This is a genomic window from Pseudomonas arsenicoxydans (assembly GCF_900103875.1).
GTDB lineage: Bacteria > Pseudomonadota > Gammaproteobacteria > Pseudomonadales > Pseudomonadaceae > Aquipseudomonas > Aquipseudomonas arsenicoxydans.
Map to the genome: position 1 here is coordinate 1,521,509 of NZ_LT629705.1, position 16,145 is coordinate 1,537,653.

The 16,145-nt window shown below is 59.7% G+C and carries 14 protein-coding genes and 1 riboswitch; of the genes, 7 read left to right on the forward strand and 7 right to left on the reverse strand.

Annotated elements, in window-relative coordinates:
- Positions 1-3 precede the first annotated feature (3 nt).
- The 3 genes from BLQ41_RS06915 (at position 4) to BLQ41_RS06925 (ending at position 3,222) form a co-directional block, all read left to right on the forward strand.
- On the forward strand, positions 4-1,770 hold the full coding sequence (locus tag BLQ41_RS06915) for a flavin monoamine oxidase family protein (protein ID WP_090178695.1): 1,767 nt from the start codon (positions 4-6) through the stop codon (positions 1,768-1,770).
- Positions 1,771-2,044: 274 nt separating this feature from the next.
- A complete protein-coding gene (locus tag BLQ41_RS06920) occupies positions 2,045-2,596 on the forward strand; it encodes a cytochrome b (protein ID WP_090178698.1) in 552 nt (183 codons plus the stop codon).
- 32 nt (positions 2,597-2,628) lie between these two features.
- Positions 2,629-3,222 (forward strand): YceI family protein, encoded by a 594-nt coding sequence (locus BLQ41_RS06925; protein WP_027926598.1) that lies wholly within the window; start codon positions 2,629-2,631, stop codon positions 3,220-3,222.
- Positions 3,223-3,472: 250 nt separating this feature from the next.
- Here the strand turns inward: BLQ41_RS06925 and BLQ41_RS06930 are convergent, their stop codons facing one another.
- The 4 genes from BLQ41_RS06930 to ahcY all read right to left on the reverse strand — a co-directional run bounded on the left by BLQ41_RS06930 (position 3,473) and on the right by ahcY (position 8,994).
- Positions 3,473-5,347: a DEAD/DEAH box helicase gene (locus BLQ41_RS06930; protein WP_090178700.1), complete on the reverse strand. Its 1,875-nt coding sequence runs from the start codon at positions 5,345-5,347 to the stop codon at positions 3,473-3,475.
- 223 nt (positions 5,348-5,570) lie between these two features.
- Positions 5,571-6,386, reverse strand: coding sequence for a substrate-binding periplasmic protein (locus BLQ41_RS06935; RefSeq protein WP_090178703.1), 816 nt, complete (start codon positions 6,384-6,386; stop codon positions 5,571-5,573).
- Positions 6,387-6,554: 168 nt separating this feature from the next.
- Positions 6,555-7,400 (reverse strand): methylenetetrahydrofolate reductase [NAD(P)H], encoded by an 846-nt coding sequence (gene metF, locus BLQ41_RS06940; protein WP_090178706.1) that lies wholly within the window; start codon positions 7,398-7,400, stop codon positions 6,555-6,557.
- 184 nt (positions 7,401-7,584) lie between these two features.
- Positions 7,585-8,994, reverse strand: coding sequence for an adenosylhomocysteinase (gene ahcY / locus BLQ41_RS06945; RefSeq protein WP_090178709.1), 1,410 nt, complete (start codon positions 8,992-8,994; stop codon positions 7,585-7,587).
- Positions 8,995-9,017: 23 nt separating this feature from the next.
- A riboswitch (S-adenosyl-L-homocysteine riboswitch) is annotated at positions 9,018-9,120 on the reverse strand.
- 191 nt (positions 9,121-9,311) lie between these two features.
- On the opposite strand from ahcY, the gene BLQ41_RS06950 reads away from it, so the two are divergent.
- Together BLQ41_RS06950 and BLQ41_RS06960 are read left to right on the forward strand one after the other, a co-directional pair.
- On the forward strand, positions 9,312-9,719 hold the full coding sequence (locus BLQ41_RS06950) for an acyl-CoA thioesterase (protein WP_090178712.1): 408 nt from the start codon (positions 9,312-9,314) through the stop codon (positions 9,717-9,719).
- A 200-nt stretch (positions 9,720-9,919) separates the two neighbouring features.
- Positions 9,920-10,813: a formate/nitrite transporter family protein gene (locus BLQ41_RS06960; RefSeq protein ID WP_090178719.1), complete on the forward strand. Its 894-nt coding sequence runs from the start codon at positions 9,920-9,922 to the stop codon at positions 10,811-10,813.
- On the opposite strand, the gene BLQ41_RS06965 is transcribed toward BLQ41_RS06960, so the two are convergent.
- Both BLQ41_RS06965 and BLQ41_RS06970 read right to left on the reverse strand, forming a co-directional pair.
- Positions 10,807-12,072: a cation:proton antiporter gene (locus tag BLQ41_RS06965; protein WP_090178723.1), complete on the reverse strand. Its 1,266-nt coding sequence runs from the start codon at positions 12,070-12,072 to the stop codon at positions 10,807-10,809. The two genes, BLQ41_RS06960 and BLQ41_RS06965, sit on opposite strands and share 7 nt — an antisense overlap.
- Positions 12,073-12,126: 54 nt before the next feature.
- Positions 12,127-13,296 (reverse strand): MFS transporter, encoded by a 1,170-nt coding sequence (locus tag BLQ41_RS06970; RefSeq protein ID WP_090178726.1) that lies wholly within the window; start codon positions 13,294-13,296, stop codon positions 12,127-12,129.
- Between the two features lie 218 nt (positions 13,297-13,514).
- Here BLQ41_RS06970 and BLQ41_RS06975 point away from each other — a divergent pair, with 218 nt between their 5' ends.
- A complete protein-coding gene (locus tag BLQ41_RS06975) occupies positions 13,515-14,348 on the forward strand; it encodes an EamA family transporter (RefSeq protein ID WP_090178729.1) in 834 nt (277 codons plus the stop codon).
- A gap of 38 nt (positions 14,349-14,386) precedes the next feature.
- A complete protein-coding gene (locus tag BLQ41_RS06980) occupies positions 14,387-14,770 on the forward strand; it encodes an MAPEG family protein (protein ID WP_090178731.1) in 384 nt (127 codons plus the stop codon).
- Between the two features lie 143 nt (positions 14,771-14,913).
- Here the strand turns inward: BLQ41_RS06980 and mltA are convergent, their stop codons facing one another.
- Complete coding sequence (mltA, locus tag BLQ41_RS06985) at positions 14,914-16,098, reverse strand: murein transglycosylase A (protein WP_090178732.1); 1,185 nt, start codon at positions 16,096-16,098, stop codon at positions 14,914-14,916.
- Positions 16,099-16,145: the final 47 nt, after the last annotated feature.

The following is a 16,145-nucleotide window of genomic DNA, read 5'->3' on the forward strand; positions in this document are numbered from 1 at the left end:
TGAATGTCTGCTGGTTGGCTGCGCGCCTGTGCGCTGGTGATGTTGGGGCTGTTCAGCGTGTCTGCGCTGGCCAAGGATAAAACCGCGATCGTGATCGGCGGCGGGCTCTCGGGCCTCACCGCGGCTTACGAACTGCAGAACAAAGGCTGGCAGGTGACCCTGCTGGAAGCCAAGGCGAGCCCGGGCGGTCGCTCCGGCATGGCTACCAGTGAGTGGATCGGCAACGACAAGGCCCAGCCAGTCCTGAACAAATACATATCGACCTTCAAGCTGAGCACCACGCCAGCCCCTGAATTCGTACGGACCCCAAGCTACCTGATCGACGGCGTGTACTACACCGCTGCCGACCTGGCTACCAAGGAACCGGCCACCAGCGATGCGCTCAAGCGCTACGAAAAAACCCTGGATGACCTGGCACGCTCGATTGAAGATCCACAGAATCCGGCCGCCAACAGCACGTTGTTCGCTCTGGACCAGATCAACGTGTCCAATTGGCTCGACCGTCTGAACCTGCCCGCCACGGCACGTCAGCTGGTGAATCAGCAGATCCGTTCCCGTTATGACGAGCCTTCGCGCCTGTCGCTGCTGTACTTCGCACAGCAAAGCCGTGTTTACCTTGGCGTCTCCGACCGTGACCTGCGCGCTTCACGCCTGCTCGGTGGTAGCCCGGTGTTGGCCCAGGCCTTCGTCAAACAGCTGAAAACCATCAAGACCAGTTCCCCGGTGTCGAGCATCACGCAGGACAAGGACGGCGTGACCGTCAAAGTCGGCAGCGTTGGCTATCAGGCGGATTACGTTGTGGTTGCAGTGCCATTGCGTGCCCTGAGCAAGATCCAGATGACCCCGTCTCTGGATGCTCAACACATGGGTGCTATCAGTGGCACCAACTACGGCTGGCGCGACCAGATCATGCTGAAGTTCAAGACGCCAGTGTGGGAAAGCAAAGCGCGCATGTCCGGCGAGATCTACAGCAACACCGGCCTGGGCATGTTGTGGGTCGAGCCGGCGCTGAAGGGCGGCGCCAACGTGGTGATCAACATTTCTGGCGACAACGCGCGGGTGATGCAGGCCTTCGGCGACAAGCAGATGGCCGATCAGGTGCTGATTCGTCTGCACGCGTTTTATCCACAGGCGCGCGGTTCGTTTACCGGCTATGAAATCCGCCGCTACAGCACCGACCCGTCGATGGGCGGCGCTTACCTGGCCTTCGGTCCTGGCCAGATCAGCAAATACTGGCGCTTGTGGGAACGTCCGCTGCAACGCGTAGCGTTCGCCGGTGAGCACACCGACACCTTGTACCCAGGCACACTGGAAGGCGCATTGCGCACCGGTCAGCGTGCAGCCAGTCAGGTTGAAGACCTGGCCGCCGGCAAGTCGTTTGAGCCAGCGAAGGTAGTTCCGGCAGCGACGGCTGTAGCAGCCGGCGCGGTGGCGGCGAAGAAAGGCAACTTCTTCACCAACCTGTTCAGTGGTTCGTCGAGTGACGACAAGAAACCGGAACCGGTCAAGGCACCAGAGCCTGTAACCCCGCCAGCACCGACGCCTGCTCCAGTGCCAACCCCGGCCCCTGCGCCAGCTCCGGTGGAAGCGCCAAAACCAGCGGCACCGGTGAAAGCCGAACCCGCTAAAAAAGCCGCAACCAAACATGTTACGAAGAAACCTGCGGCCAAAACCGAGGCTAAAAAGGCAGCGGCCAAACCAGCGGCCAAGAAGCCCGCGGCCAAACCTGCTGAGACTGCCCCGGCAGCGACTGAAACCAAAGCGCAGTAAGGCTTTGGGGTGAAGAAAAGCGCGGCACAGATGCCGCGCTTTTTTTATGCCCGAAGAAAGCCAGGATCAAGAATCGAATAAACCGGGTGGCGCAGGTGTTCTTTAGGTGGACTGGTGGACTTCAATTTTTCCCACACATTCAGTCTTTAATCTTTCCTTAACGGTTGCCTTACAGACTCTTGATCGTATTTCTCGATATTTCAAAGCGAAATTTTCCGCTTTAATTCGATAAGTAAATCGATAGTCTTGGGCCAGCACTTACAGGGACTTGGCAATGCAACTACGAAACTCTACTTCTCGCTACGGCTGGGTCAGCATCTTCATGCACTGGGGTGTAGCGCTGGCAGTGTTCGGTTTGTTCGGCCTGGGTTTGTGGATGGTCGGTCTCGGCTACTACGATCCTTGGCGCAAGGCAGGACCTGATCTGCACAAGAGCATCGGTTTGATCCTGCTGGGTGTCATGGTGTTGCGCGTGTTGTGGCGTTTCATCAGCCCACCGCCGCCTACGCTGAGCAGTTACAGCCGCATGACGCGCCTTGGCGCCAAGTTCGGGCATGCCTTTCTGTATCTCTGTTTGTTCGCTGTGATGATTGCCGGTTACCTGATTTCCACCGCCGAAGGTGTCGGGATTCCGGTGTTTGACTGGTTTGAAGTGCCTGCACTGGTTTCCGGGCTACCGGACCAGGCAGATAACGCAGGTGCGATTCATCTCTACCTGGCCTGGTTACTGGTGATTTTTTCCGGTCTCCATGCGTTGGCAGCTTTGAAGCACCACTTTATCGATCGTGATGTGACCCTGAAACGAATGCTGGGTCGCAAAGCCTGACGTTCAACTTAGCCCCTCAAGGAATACAAGACATGTTGAAAAAGACTCTCGCCGCTCTGGCAATCGGTTCTGCACTGTTGTCCGCCAACGTGATGGCGGCTGACTATGTTGTCGACAAAACCGGGCAGCACGCCTTCGTCGACTTCAAAATCAGCCACCTGGGCTACAGCTACATCACCGGTACCTTCAAGGACATCGACGGCAAGTTCAGCTTCGACGCTGCCAAACCTGAAGACAGCAAGATCGAGTTCAACGTGAACACCGCCAGCGTGTTTACCAACAACGCTGAGCGCGACAAGCACATCTCCAGCAAAGACTTCCTGAAAGTGGCTGATTTCCCTAAAGCCACGTTCGTATCCACCAGTGTTAAAACCACCGGCAAAAACGCCGACGGTAAAGTCACTGCCGACGTGGCCGGCGACCTGACCATTGCAGGTGTCACCAAGCCAGTCGTGGTCAAGGCCACTTTCCTGGGTGAAGGCAAGGATCCATGGGGCGGCTACCGTGCAGGTTTTGAAGGCACTACCAGCATCAAGCGTTCTGATTTCGGCAAGATGATGGACCTGGGTCCACAGTCCGATGCTGTTGATCTGTACGTCACCTTTGAAGGTGTCAAAGCGAAGTAACTTTCTCGCCTGACACAAAAACGCCCCCGGCCTTACGGTCGGGGGCGTTTTTTATTGCCTGCCAAAACCTGTTCAGACAATGCGAAACAATGTGGGAGCGGGCTTGCCCGCGATTACGGTGGATCAGACAACATAGGTGTTGGCTGGACTGACGCCATCGCGGGCAAGCCCGCTCCCACAGGGTTTTTCATCAGGCTAAAAAAATGCCCCGGATCTTGCGATCAGGGGCATTTTTCATTGCGGCGATAACTTAGCGATTGCGGGTCAGCAATGCTGGTTTTTCACCGCGAGGACGGCCTGGCAGTTGATCAAGTTGCTCAGGAGTCGGGAAACGGTCGGTTTTCGACTCCTTGTGAATGATCTTCGGTGCCGGGCCGCGCGGGTTTTGCACGGCCGGTTCCGAACGCGGCTGATCGTCACGGGCAGGACGACGAGTGCGCGATTCTTCGCGACGGGCCTGACCGTCACGTGGAGCGCCGTTGCGTGGGCCGCTGCGCTTGGCCGGCGGTGTGCCGGTGGTTGCGCCGTCGCTGCTGCGTGGACCGCTTTGGCGACCCTGAGGCTTGCCGCCGGTGCGTGGAGCACCTGCGCCGGCTGCCGCGCCCTGTGCCGGAGCACCCGGACGGCGGCCACGGCCTTGGGCAGGCTTGGCCTGAGGCACGTAATCAACGCGGTTACCGAAGTTATCCACGTCGTCGTCCAGGAACTCGTCCGGGGCACGATCAGCGGCAGCGCGAGGCGCTGGACGCTGTTGCTCGCGAGCCGGAGTGCCTTCGCGTGGCTTGTGTTCACGGGCCGGGCGATCGCCGCGACCGGTGGCCGCCGGTTTTTCCTTGCCGCCCTTGTCCTTGCCCTTGTCTTTACGACCGCCGCCACCGCCAGTGCCGGTCGGACCGTCGCCGCGCGGGCCACGTGGGTTGCGCGGGTTACGCACATCCGGACGCTCGCGAACTTCAGGTTTCTCGGCTTCTACAGCGCTGGAGTCAAAGCCCATCAGATTGCCGTCGGCAATCTTCTGCTTGGTCATGCGCTCGATGCTTTTGAGCAGCTTTTCTTCGTCGGGAGCAACCAGCGAGATCGCCTCGCCCGAACGACCGGCGCGGCCAGTACGGCCGATACGGTGGACGTAATCTTCATCGACGTTCGGCAGTTCGAAGTTGACCACGTGCGGCAACTGGTCGATGTCCAGACCGCGAGCGGCGATGTCGGTGGCGACCAGGATGCGCACTTCGCCAGCCTTGAAGTCGGCCAGGGCTTTGGTGCGCGCGTTCTGGCTCTTGTTGCCGTGGATCGCGACGGCGGAAAGGCCGTGTTTGTCCAGGTACTCGGCCAGGCGGTTGGCGCCGTGCTTGGTGCGGGTGAACACCAGAACCTGTTCCCAGGCGCCTGCGGTGATCAAATGCGCCAGCAGCGAACGCTTGTGGTTGGCCGGCAGACGGAATACGCGCTGTTCGATGCGCTCGACCGTGGTGTTCGGCGGCGTGACTTCGATGCGTTCCGGGTTGTGCAGCAGCTTGCCGGCAAGGTCGGTGATGTCTTTGGAGAACGTCGCCGAGAACAGCAGGTTCTGACGTTTGCTTGGCAGACGGGCCAGGACCTTCTTCACGTCATGGACAAAGCCCATGTCGAGCATGCGGTCGGCTTCGTCCAGCACGAGGATTTCCACGTGGGACAAATCGACGCTGCCTTGGCCGGCGAGGTCGAGCAGGCGGCCAGGGCAGGCCACCAGCACGTCGACACCGCGGGACATGGCCTGAACCTGTGGGTTCATGCCGACGCCGCCGAAGATGCAGGCGCTGACGAACTTCAGGTCACGGGCATAGACCTTGAAGCTCTCGTGCACTTGAGCCGCGAGTTCGCGGGTAGGGGTCAGGACCAGTACGCGTGGTTGGCGCGGGCCGTGACGCTGGGATTTGTCCGGGTGACCATTAGGGAACAACCGCTCCAGAATCGGAAGGGCGAAGCCGCCGGTTTTACCAGTACCTGTCTGTGCCGCGACCATCAGGTCGCGACCTTGCAACACGGCGGGAATGGCCCGCTGTTGCACCGGAGTAGGCTCGGTATAGCCCGCTGCCTCGATGGCGCGGACTAAAGCCTCGGAGAGACCGAGGGAAGCAAAGGACATGAGTAATCCTGTTTTAGTTAGGGCTTGGCCCAATGGGAGTCTTGCCTGGCGCGAATGGCGTTTAAGAGGAACGCAATCCCGTCCGGTCCTGCTGGGTTTCGAAGGCTCGTCTGGAGCGCTCGCGCGGGCTGAAAAGCTGCGCTGTAGCGGGGTCGAGATGCCTTGAACGATTCCGAGCGTCCGGGCGTGAGCCTGGCGGGAAGGCCGGAGTATAACAGAGCAATCACTGCGCGCCGCTTTCCTGCTGCTCAACGGTTTTTACGATGGTCGAGGAGGCGCTGGCCGCTTTCACATTGTTGACCGGATCGGCGCCGTAACGGGCGCTCAGCTCGGCGTAGGCGGGCTCGCGCTTGAAGCGCTTGAGTTCGGCACCGAAGCGCTGCACCAGCAAATCCATGCCGGCATTGCGTCGTACCGCCAAAAACTGGCTCTGGTGGCTGATGACAGTGGGGTTTTCAGTGATCTTGTCGCGGATGCCCAGCTCATCGAGCAAATGCTGACCGACCCGGCGATCGGTGATCAGCAAGTCGATGCGCCCCCGAACCAGTTTGCCGAAATTGGCCTCATGAGTCGGCGCCGGTTCCCGTGTGAACAAGGTCGATTCCCTGAAGTCCTGGCTGTACAGATAACCGGGCGAGGTGCCGATGGTCAGGCCTTTGAGGTCGTCCAGGGTGCGGAAGGGGTGAGGGCGCTCGTTGGCGTAGAACATCACGAATTCGACTTCCGACAGCGGTTCGCTGGGGTAGAGCAGCGTCGCGTCGCGTTCGTCGCTGTGGAAAATATCCAGCGCACCGTCCGCCTGACCCGTTTCAAGCATCGAAAGGCAGCGTTTCCATGGCAGGAACTGCCAGTCCACCTCGATCCCCAGGCGTTTGAAGACGATGGCCGTGGTTTCGTAATCCAGGCCCAGGGATTTACCGTTTTCCTCGTACACGTACGGCGCCCACGGTTCCGTGACAATGCGCAGCTTCTCGCCCCGGGCGGCGAAGCTCAGGCAAGTAAAAAGAAACACGGTGAGTAACTGCGCGATCAGAGGCATGGCTTGAGATTACGACGAGAAATCATAAAGAGCCAGAAACTGGATCCAGAAGCTCTGGTTCGGGCGTTAAACGCAAAAGATCGCAGCCTCGTTTCACTCGACAGCTCCTACAGGGATTTGTGCAGGAGCTGTCGAGTGAAACGAGGCTGCGATCTCTTGATCCTGCTTTTAGCGCGGCAACTTCAGGTTGTTCCACACCGCCAGGCTCGCTTCAGCCTGATTCAGTGTGTAGAAATGCAGCCCCGGTGCGCCACCTTGCAACAGGCGTTCGCACATTTCGGTGATGACTTGTTCGCCAAAGGCTTGAATGCTTTGGGTGTCGTCGCCGTAGGCTTCCAGTTGCTTGCGGATCCAGCGCGGGATTTCCGCACCGCAGGCGTCGGAGAAGCGCGCGAGCTTGCTGTAGTTGGTGATCGGCATGATGCCTGGCACGATCGGGATGTTCACGCCCTTCGCCCGTACACGCTCGACGAAGTAGAAGTAGCTGTCGGCGTTGAAGAAGTACTGGGTGATGGCGCTGTTGGCGCCAGCGTTGGCCTTGCGCACGAAGTTGTTCAGATCGTCTTCGAAATTGCGCGCTTGCGGATGCATTTCCGGGTAAGCGGCGACTTCGATATGGAAATGATCGCCGGTCTCTTCACGAATGAATTCAACCAGGTCGTTGGCGTGGCGCAATTCGCCGCTGGCCATGCCCATGCCCGACGGCAGGTCACCGCGCAGGGCGACGATACGCTTGATGCCGGCGGTCTTGTATTGAGCCAGCAGGCCGCGCAGGTCGGCCTTGCTGTCGCCAACGCAGGACAGGTGCGGTGCGGCAGGGACTTTGACTTCGCTTTCGAGTTGCAACACGGTATTGAGGGTTCGATCACGGGTCGAACCGCCAGCGCCATAGGTGCAGGAGAAGAAATCGGGGGTGTACGTAGCCAGCTGACGAGCAGTGGCGAGCAGCTTTTCATGCCCAGCGTCGGTCTTCGTAGGGAAGAACTCGAAGCTGTAGCGACGGTCTTGGGACATGGAGGGGGCCTCCAGCTACGAGTTGCAAGCTTCAAACTGCAAGAGAACGGCGCACCGACTCTTGTTGTTGAAGCCCGCAACTCACGGCTGCAAAAAAGCGATGAAGAAGCAAGCGCCTGCCTCAAGCCACAAGTAAACGAACCGCTTTTACTTGCCGCTTGAAGCTTGCCACTTGCAGCTGCTGTCAGTACCGGTAAGCGTGCGGCTTGAACGGGCCTTCGACGGTCACGCCGATGTAGTCGGCCTGGGTCTTGGTCAGTCGAGTCACTACGCCGCCGAAACCGCGGACCATTTCCAGGGCCACTTCTTCGTCGAGTTTCTTCGGCAGTACTTCAACGGTCAGGCGCTCGGCTTTCTGGGCTGGCGACAGGTCGGCGTACTTTTGACCGAACAGGAAGATCTGAGCCAGTACCTGGTTGGCGAACGAGCCGTCCATGATGCGGCTTGGGTGACCGGTGGCGTTACCCAGGTTAACCAGACGGCCTTCGGCCAGCAGGATCAGGTAGTCGTCGTTCTGGGCGTCGAACGCGCCAGGGCCGGTACGGTGGATCTTGTGAACCTGTGGCTTCACTTCTTCCCATGCCCAGTTCTTGCGCATGAAAGCGGTGTCGATTTCGTTGTCGAAGTGGCCGATGTTGCAGACAACAGCGCGCTTCTTCAGGGCTTTGAGCATGTTCGCGTCGCAAACATTGACGTTGCCGGTGGTGGTCACGATCAGGTCGATCTTGCCCAGCAAGGCTTTGTCGATGCTGGCTTCGGTGCCGTCGTTGATGCCGTCGATGAACGGCGAAACCAGCTCGTAGCCGTCCATGCAGGCTTGCATGGCGCAGATTGGGTCAACTTCGGAGACCTTGACGATCATGCCTTCCTGACGCAGGGACTGAGCGGAGCCCTTGCCCACGTCACCGTAACCGATAACCAGCGCTTGCTTGCCGGACAACAGGTGGTCGGTGCCGCGCTTGATCGCATCGTTCAGGCTATGACGGCAGCCGTACTTGTTGTCGTTCTTGGACTTGGTCACCGAGTCGTTGACGTTGATGGCCGGGATTTTCAGCTCGCCCTTGGCCAGCATGTCCAGCAGGCGGTGAACGCCAGTGGTGGTTTCTTCGGTCACGCCGTGAACGCGATCAAGGATCGCCGGGTATTTCTTGTGCAGCAGCTCGGTCAGGTCGCCGCCGTCGTCGAGGATCATGTTGGCATCCCAAGGCGCGCCATCTTTAAGGATGGTTTGCTCCAGGCACCACTCGTACTCAGCTTCAGTCTCGCCTTTCCAGGCGAAAACCGGGATGCCGGCAGCGGCGATAGCGGCTGCGGCCTGGTCTTGAGTCGAGAAAATGTTGCAGGACGACCAGCGTACTTCGGCACCCAGGGCAACCAGGGTTTCGATCAGCACGGCAGTCTGAATGGTCATGTGGATGCAGCCGAGGATTTTCGCGCCTTTGAGCGGCTGCTCGCTGGCGTATTTGCGACGCAGACCCATCAGGGCAGGCATTTCGGATTCGGCGATGATGGTCTCGCGACGGCCCCAGGCAGCCAGGGACATGTCGGCCACTTTGTAATCGTTAAAATCTGCAGGCGTGATAACAGCGCTCATGAAGAGCCTCCATTCGTAATGTATGCGAATGGGCGCCGTTGTGCGTTTAGTGTCCGGCCGAACATGGCCAGTCAACGCCCCATCCGAGCCTGACAGGTCGAACCTGCTGCAGCGCCCCTCGGACAGGTGGCGGGAAAACGGTGGTAGCCGTTCTAAAACGGTGGCGATTATAGCTTTCTTTATCCGGCTAGTGGCAAGCGACAAGCTACAAGCGGCAAGTAAAAGCGAATCTGCTTTTAACTTGCAGCTTGTCGCTTAAAACTTGAAGCTGGGGGCATAACCTGTTGCCCAAGTACGTCAAATCCGGAGCCCCCCCCATGAATTTCCACACCCGCAAATGGGTAAAACCCGAAGACCTGAACCCTAACGGCACCTTGTTCGGCGGCAGCTTGCTGCGCTGGATCGACGAAGAAGCGGCGATCTACGCCATCGTCCAGTTGGGCAATCAGCGCGTGGTGACCAAGTACATTTCCGAGATCAACTTCGTCAGCGCCTCGCGCCAGGGCGACATCATTGAGCTGGGGATCACCGCCACCGAATTCGGCCGCACCTCGATTACCCTGACCTGCGAAGTGCGCAACAAGATCACCCGCAAGAGCATCCTGACCGTTGAGCGGATGGTTTTCGTCAACCTGGGCGAAGACGGATTGCCGGCACCGCACGGGCGCACCGAGATCAAGTACGTCAAAGACCAGTTCAAGGAAGATGAATTGGTCACAAAGTGACCTCGGCGGCGGCTGATCGTTGATCGTTCCCACGCTCTGCTTGGGAATGCAGCCCGGGACGCTCCGCGTCCCAAGAGCGGACGCAGAGCGTCCATTGAGGCATTCCCACGCAGAGCATGGGAACGATCTGTTGAGGGCAGTGAACAGCTTCGGAGCGCGCGTGTCGTACCTTCATGACACACCACTGGTTCCGGAGCTTTATGGACACGCAAAAAGACGGCAAGACCCCGAATCTCTCGCCTGAAGAGCAGCAGGACGTCGACAAGAACCAGCCGCCACGCGCGGCGGTGCTGCACGAAATCATTCGCACCCAGGGCGATCAGGAGCTGGAACGCAGTGTCGCTGCCCTGTGGTGGTCGGCGTTGGCCGCCGGCCTGACCATGGGCTTGTCGTTGATGGCCATGGGGCTGCTCAACTCTCGCTTGCCTGACGGCGAAGCCTTTAAAGTGATCGCCAGTTTCGGCTACTGCGCAGGCTTTCTCGCGGTCATCCTCGCCCGTCAGCAATTGTTCACCGAAAACACCCTGACGGCCGTGCTGCCGATCATGACCAAGCCCACCTTGAGCAATGTCGGCCGGTTGCTGCGCTTGTGGAGCGTCGTGCTGATCGGCAACCTCTGCGGCACCTTGCTGGTGGCCTACGTGATGTTGCATTTGCCGATTTTCGACAGCAAGACCGACCTGGCCTTTCTCGACATCGGACGCAAGATCATGGAGAACAGCGCCAGCCAGATGTTCGCCAAAGGCATCGTCTCGGGCTGGATGATTGCCACCATGGTCTGGATGATACCGTCCATGGAAAGCGCCAAAATGTGGATCATCATCCTCATCACCTACTTGATGGCGTTAGGAGATTTCACCCATATCGTGGTCGGGTCTGCCGAGGTTTCTTACCTGGTGTTTGCCGGCGAGTTGCCGTGGAAGGATTTCTGGCTGGTGTTTGCCGGACCGACGCTGGCGGGCAACATCATCGGCGGCAGCTTCATCTTCGCGCTGATTAGCCATGCGCAAATCCGCAGCGAAAGCGGACCTCCGAAGACCACTGCGAACCAGGGCCCGGTCCCCGATCCGCAGAAACGCAAAACTGATCAGTGATGCTCGGCCTGTGCCGCTGGCGCAGGCTCATCCCGGGTCACGTATTTGACCAGTTTGCCGATGCTCAGGCCCTGCAACAGGATCGATGACAGCACCACGATGTAGGTGATGCTCAGCAGCAAGTCACGCTCCGGCCCCAGCGGCAGGGCCAGGGCGAGCGCAACTGAAACACCACCGCGCAAACCACCCCAGGTCAAAATCCGGATCGTTCCACGCGGCACCGTGCGCCAGCGCCGCAGCAGCAGGATGGCCGGTGCAACTGTCAGCAGGCGTGACAGCAGAATCGCCAGCGCCAGCAAACCCGCGGCCAGCGCATGCAGCCAACTGAACGGCAGCAGCAACAATTCCATGCCGATCAGGGCGAACAGCAGGGCGTTGAGCATGTCGTCGAGCAGTTCCCAGAAACCGTCCAGGTACTTTCGCGTCATGTCGTTCATCGCCAGGTTGCGGCCCAGGTTACCGATGATCAGTCCGGCGACCACCATCGCGATCGGTGCGGACACATGCAGCTCCGACGCCATGGCCGAACCGCCGATCACCAGCGCCAGGGTCAGCATGACTTCGATCTGATGCTGCTCGATGCTGTTGATCATCAGGTACACCAGATAGCCGATCAGCCCACCGAACAGAACGCCGCCAATCGCCTCATGAGCGAACAGCATCGCCGTGGCGCCGACGGTCGGGGTTTCGCCGAGCTGAGCAATGCCCAGCAGCACGGTGAAAACCACTACGGCGGTGCCATCGTTGAACAGCGACTCACCGACGATGGTGGTTTTCAGTGGCTTGGACGCATTGGCGGTCCGTAGCACACCGAGCACCGCGATCGGGTCGGTGGGGGAAATCAACGCGCCGAACAGCAGGCAATAGAGGAAGCTCACGTGCCAGCCGAACAGGGCAAAAATGTAATAGGCGAGGCTGCCGATCACCGCGGTGGCGATCAATACGCCGAACGTCGCCAGCAAACCGATGGGCCAGCGGTAGTTGCGCAGGTCATTGAGGTTGACGTGCAGGGCGCCGGCGAACAGCAGGAAGGACAGCATCCAGTTCATCAACAGATCGCCAAAGTCGATCTGGCTGATCAACTGCTGGACCCGATCTTCGAGACCGGGGTAGCCGAGCAGACTCAGGCCTTGCAGCAGCAGGGAAAACATCAGGGCCGTGACCATCACGCCGATGGTCGGGGGCAGGCCGATGAAACGGAAGTTTACGTAGGTGAGGAGCGTGGTGAGGCAAATGAATGCAGCGACAAGTTCAAGCATCCGGGGTCCTTGGATGGGAGGTAGGAAATGGGGTTTGCGCAGCGACGCAATGGTTCAGCCGGACACATTGACCGTAGCCGCGCTGCGACGTTGCAGGTAAATAAAGAAAAGCGCAGTCAGCACGGTCAAGCCACTCACAAAGGCGCCGGTCCATGGCAGGTCTGCCAGATCCGCGCCGCTGGCCACCACCAACCCGCCGATCCACGCGCCAGCCGCGTTGCCGAGATTGAAGGCGCTCTGGTTCAGCGTTGAGCCCAGGTTCGGTGCTTCATGCGCTTGGTCGATGATCAGCAATTGCAGAATCGGGCACAGTGCAAAAGCGAAGATGCCCCACAACACCAGCGTGATTGCCGCCGGAATAACCGAGTGACTGGTCTGGCTGAAAGCAGCCAAAACAACCGCTACGGCCAGCGCCATACCCACCAGTGACGGCAGCAATCGGCTATCCGCCAAGCGACCGCCCAGCATGCTGCCCGCGGTCAGGCCGACGCCGAACAACAGCAGCATGATGGTCACGCCATGCGGGCTGACACCGGTGATGTCCTGCAGGATCGGCGCGATGTAAGTGAACACGCTGAACAGACTGGTCGACGCCAGCACGCTCATGCCCAACGCCAACAACACATTGACCTTGCCCAGCACTTTGAACTCGCTGGCGAGGTTGGCCTTGTCCATCGGGATGTGCTTAGGCAGCCAGGCCCATTGTGCGATGGCCGCAATCACACCGATCACCGAGACTGCCCAGAACGTCGAGCGCCAGCCGGCGTATTGACCGAGCGCGGTGCCCAACGGCACGCCGAGCACATTGGCCAGCGTCAGACCGGTGAACATCATGGCAATCGCCTGCGCCCGCTTGTTCGGGGCGACCAGGCCCGCCGCAACCACCGAACCGATGCCGAAGAACGCACCGTGGCACAACGCAGTGACCACTCGCGCGGCCATCAACGTGGCGTAGTTTGGCGCCAGCGCGCACAGCACGTTGCCGAGGATGAACATCAGCGTCATGCCCAGCAGCGTGGCTTTGCGCGGCATGTTGGCGGTGCCGATCGCGAGGATCGGCGCGCCGAATACCACGCCCAGGGCGTAGCCGGTAATCAGCAAGCCTGCATCGGGAATGCTCACGGCGAGGTCGCGTGCGACATCGGGGAGCAAACCCATGATGACGAATTCAGTGGTGCCGATGCCGAAGGCGGCAACAGCGAGGGCAAGCAAAGCGAGTGGCATGCGCAAGGTCTCTGTCGGTAGTCTTGACGCTCTGATCAGGCATACGCATGCCAATGACCGTTCTCGAGGAGAGCGGGCAGGGGCTGAAATTATTGGAATTAGTCTGTGCGCAACTGAGTGCGGCGTGGTCGCTTGCAGTATAAACAGCTGCGAGCCTGTGGCGAATCAATAATCCGGGTGCGTCTGGCAAGGAACAAAAACAACATAAGGAGTGTGCCGTGCTTGCGACGGTGTTGGTGTTGGTGGCGGCGCTGTTGCACGCGGCGTGGAATACCCTGATCAAATTCAGTGCCGAAAGGCTGCTGGTGGTGGCCTGCATGGACAGCGTGGCGCTGCTGTTTGTCGCTCTGATGCTGCCCTTTGTGGCATTGCCGCCGATTGAGATCTGGCCATGGATTCTGGCGTCGGCGGCGTTTGAATTGCTGTATCGCTATCTGTTGATCCAGGCCTACCGGGTCGGCGACTTAGGATTGGTCTATCCGCTGATGCGCGGTTTGTCGCCGTTGGTGGTGCTGGCACTGACACTGATCTTCGCTGGCGAAGTGCTGACGAACCAGCAGGTCTTCGGGATTCTGTTGATCCCGTTCGGCATGCTTTGCCTTTTATGGCAGGGCGGTGGCGGGGCGCGGCTGCCTTGGTCGATGTTGCCGGTGGTGGCGCTGATCGGCCTGTGCATCGGCTGCTACACCTACATCGATGGCCAGGCGCTGCGGCGTTGGTCGCACCCTCTGGATTACCTGGTTTGGGTCACGCTGCTCAGCGCCTGGCCGTTCCCGTTGCTGGCGCTGGTGAGCAAGCGACCGGCGTTCATGCTGTTCTGGCGTGAACAATGGCGGCTGGGACTGGCGGTCGGGTTTTGCGTGTTGTTCAGCTACGCTTTGGTGCTGTGGGCCATGCAGCTGGGGTCAATTGCCGAAGCGGCGGCATTGCGCGAGATCAGCGTGATACTGGTGGTGCTGTTCGGCATGCGTTACCTGAAAGAACCTTTCGGCCGGCCACGGCTCTTAGCCTGTGGGCTGGTGCTGATCGGCATGTTGGTCATGAAGTTTTGACGGCCTGCGAATTTTAAAACCTGAAGAAAGGACTGCTTATGACGGCTGCTCTGTGGTGCATTTTGATCGCAATCTTCCTGCCTTATCTCTGCACAGCTATCGCCAAGATCAGTGGCGGGTTCACTTTGAAAGACAACCATGACCCCCGGGACTTTCTCGAGTCCCTCAATGGTTTGGGCCGACGCGCGCATGCGGCGCAACTGAACAGCTTTGAAGTGACTCCCGCCTTTGCGGCGGCAGTGATCGTGGCGCACCTGGTGGGCAATGCCGAGTTGGTGACGATCAATGTGTTGTCGGTGTTGTTCATCACCAGCCGGTTGCTCTACATCATTTGCTACCTGGCGGACTGGGCGATCTTGCGGTCGCTGATGTGGTTTGTGGGGATTGGGTTGATCGTCAGTTTCTTTGTGGTGTCGGTCTGACGGTATTGAGGTGATTTTGCTGGCCTCATCGCGGGCAAGCCCGCTCCCACACGGGTCGGCGGTGAACACAAAATCTGTGTCCGGCACATAACCCTGTGGGAGCGGGCTTGCCCGCGATTGCTATTGACTGGTCGCCGCGGAATTCAGGGGCTCGTTTTGCCCGCATCGGCAACTTGAGGCACTTGCGGCAGCGGTGCACCTTTTGGCCATAGCATCCAGATTTGCCCCTGCTGCTTCATGTCCCCGGCCAGTTGCCCGGCCGCCTCGCCAGTGCCCCAGAACAAGTCCGCACGCACTTCGCCGGCAATCGCGCCGCCGGTGTCCTGAGCCGCAACGGGCCTTACCAGTGCGGTGCCGTCCGGTTTAGTGGTCGACAACCACAACAAGCTGCCCAGCGGAATCACTTTGCGGTCCACGGCTGCGCTGTAACCGGCAGTCAGTGGAACGTTCAGCGAGCCCCGTGGCCCTTCGTTGCTGTCCGGGTTACGGGTGAAAAACACGTAGCTCGGGTTACTGCCCAGCAATTGGGGAATGCGCGACGGATTGGCCTTGGCCCAAGTGCTGATCGCGCCCATGGTCACGTCTTCTTTCTTCAGTTCGCCTTGTTCCACCAGCCAACGGCCGATGGGGCGATACGGATGGCCATTCTGGTCGGCATACGCAATGCGCAGTTGGCGCCCGTCGTCGAGCTGAATGCGGCCCGAACCCTGGATTTGCAGGAACTGCAGGTTCATCGGATCGGTCAGCCAGGCCACGACCGGTGCCTTGACCCCTTTGGTTTCAATCGTTGCTGCATCGTCGTAAGGCTTGAGTACGCGACCTTCGAGTCGTCCGCGCAGGCGTTTGCCTTTGAGTTCCGGGTAGATGCTGTCCAGCGAGACGATGATCATGTCGTCAGGTACGCCGTACACCGGAATGTTCGCTGTCTCGGTTTGGGTCAGGCTGCCGGGGTAGACCGGTTCGTAATAGCCGGTGATCAAACCGTTGGCGTTGTCATTGGCGGCGCGCAGACCGTAGACGTCAAGGTTCTGCTTGAGGAAAGCGCGGATGTCATTGGCGGTTTGCGGCACATTGGCGGACGCCGCGCAGGTCGAACCCCAGACCGGGTCGGCCTTGAGTCGCGTGCAGGCGCTGCGCCACGAGCCGAAGCCTGCCACGAGGTCGTTGTCGGTCACTGTCGGCAGTGCTTCCCAGGTGGCGCTGGAATAGGTGGCCAGCGCGTGGGTCTTGGGCGCGTTGTTGTCGCCGCCGGTACAGCCCGCGAGCACGGCCACCATCGGAAGGGTCCAGGTCAGATTGTGACGCCATGCCTTGAAAAGGCTATTCATGGAGTATTTCCTTTGCCGGTTGCCTGAGTGCTCCATGCGCTCAAGCA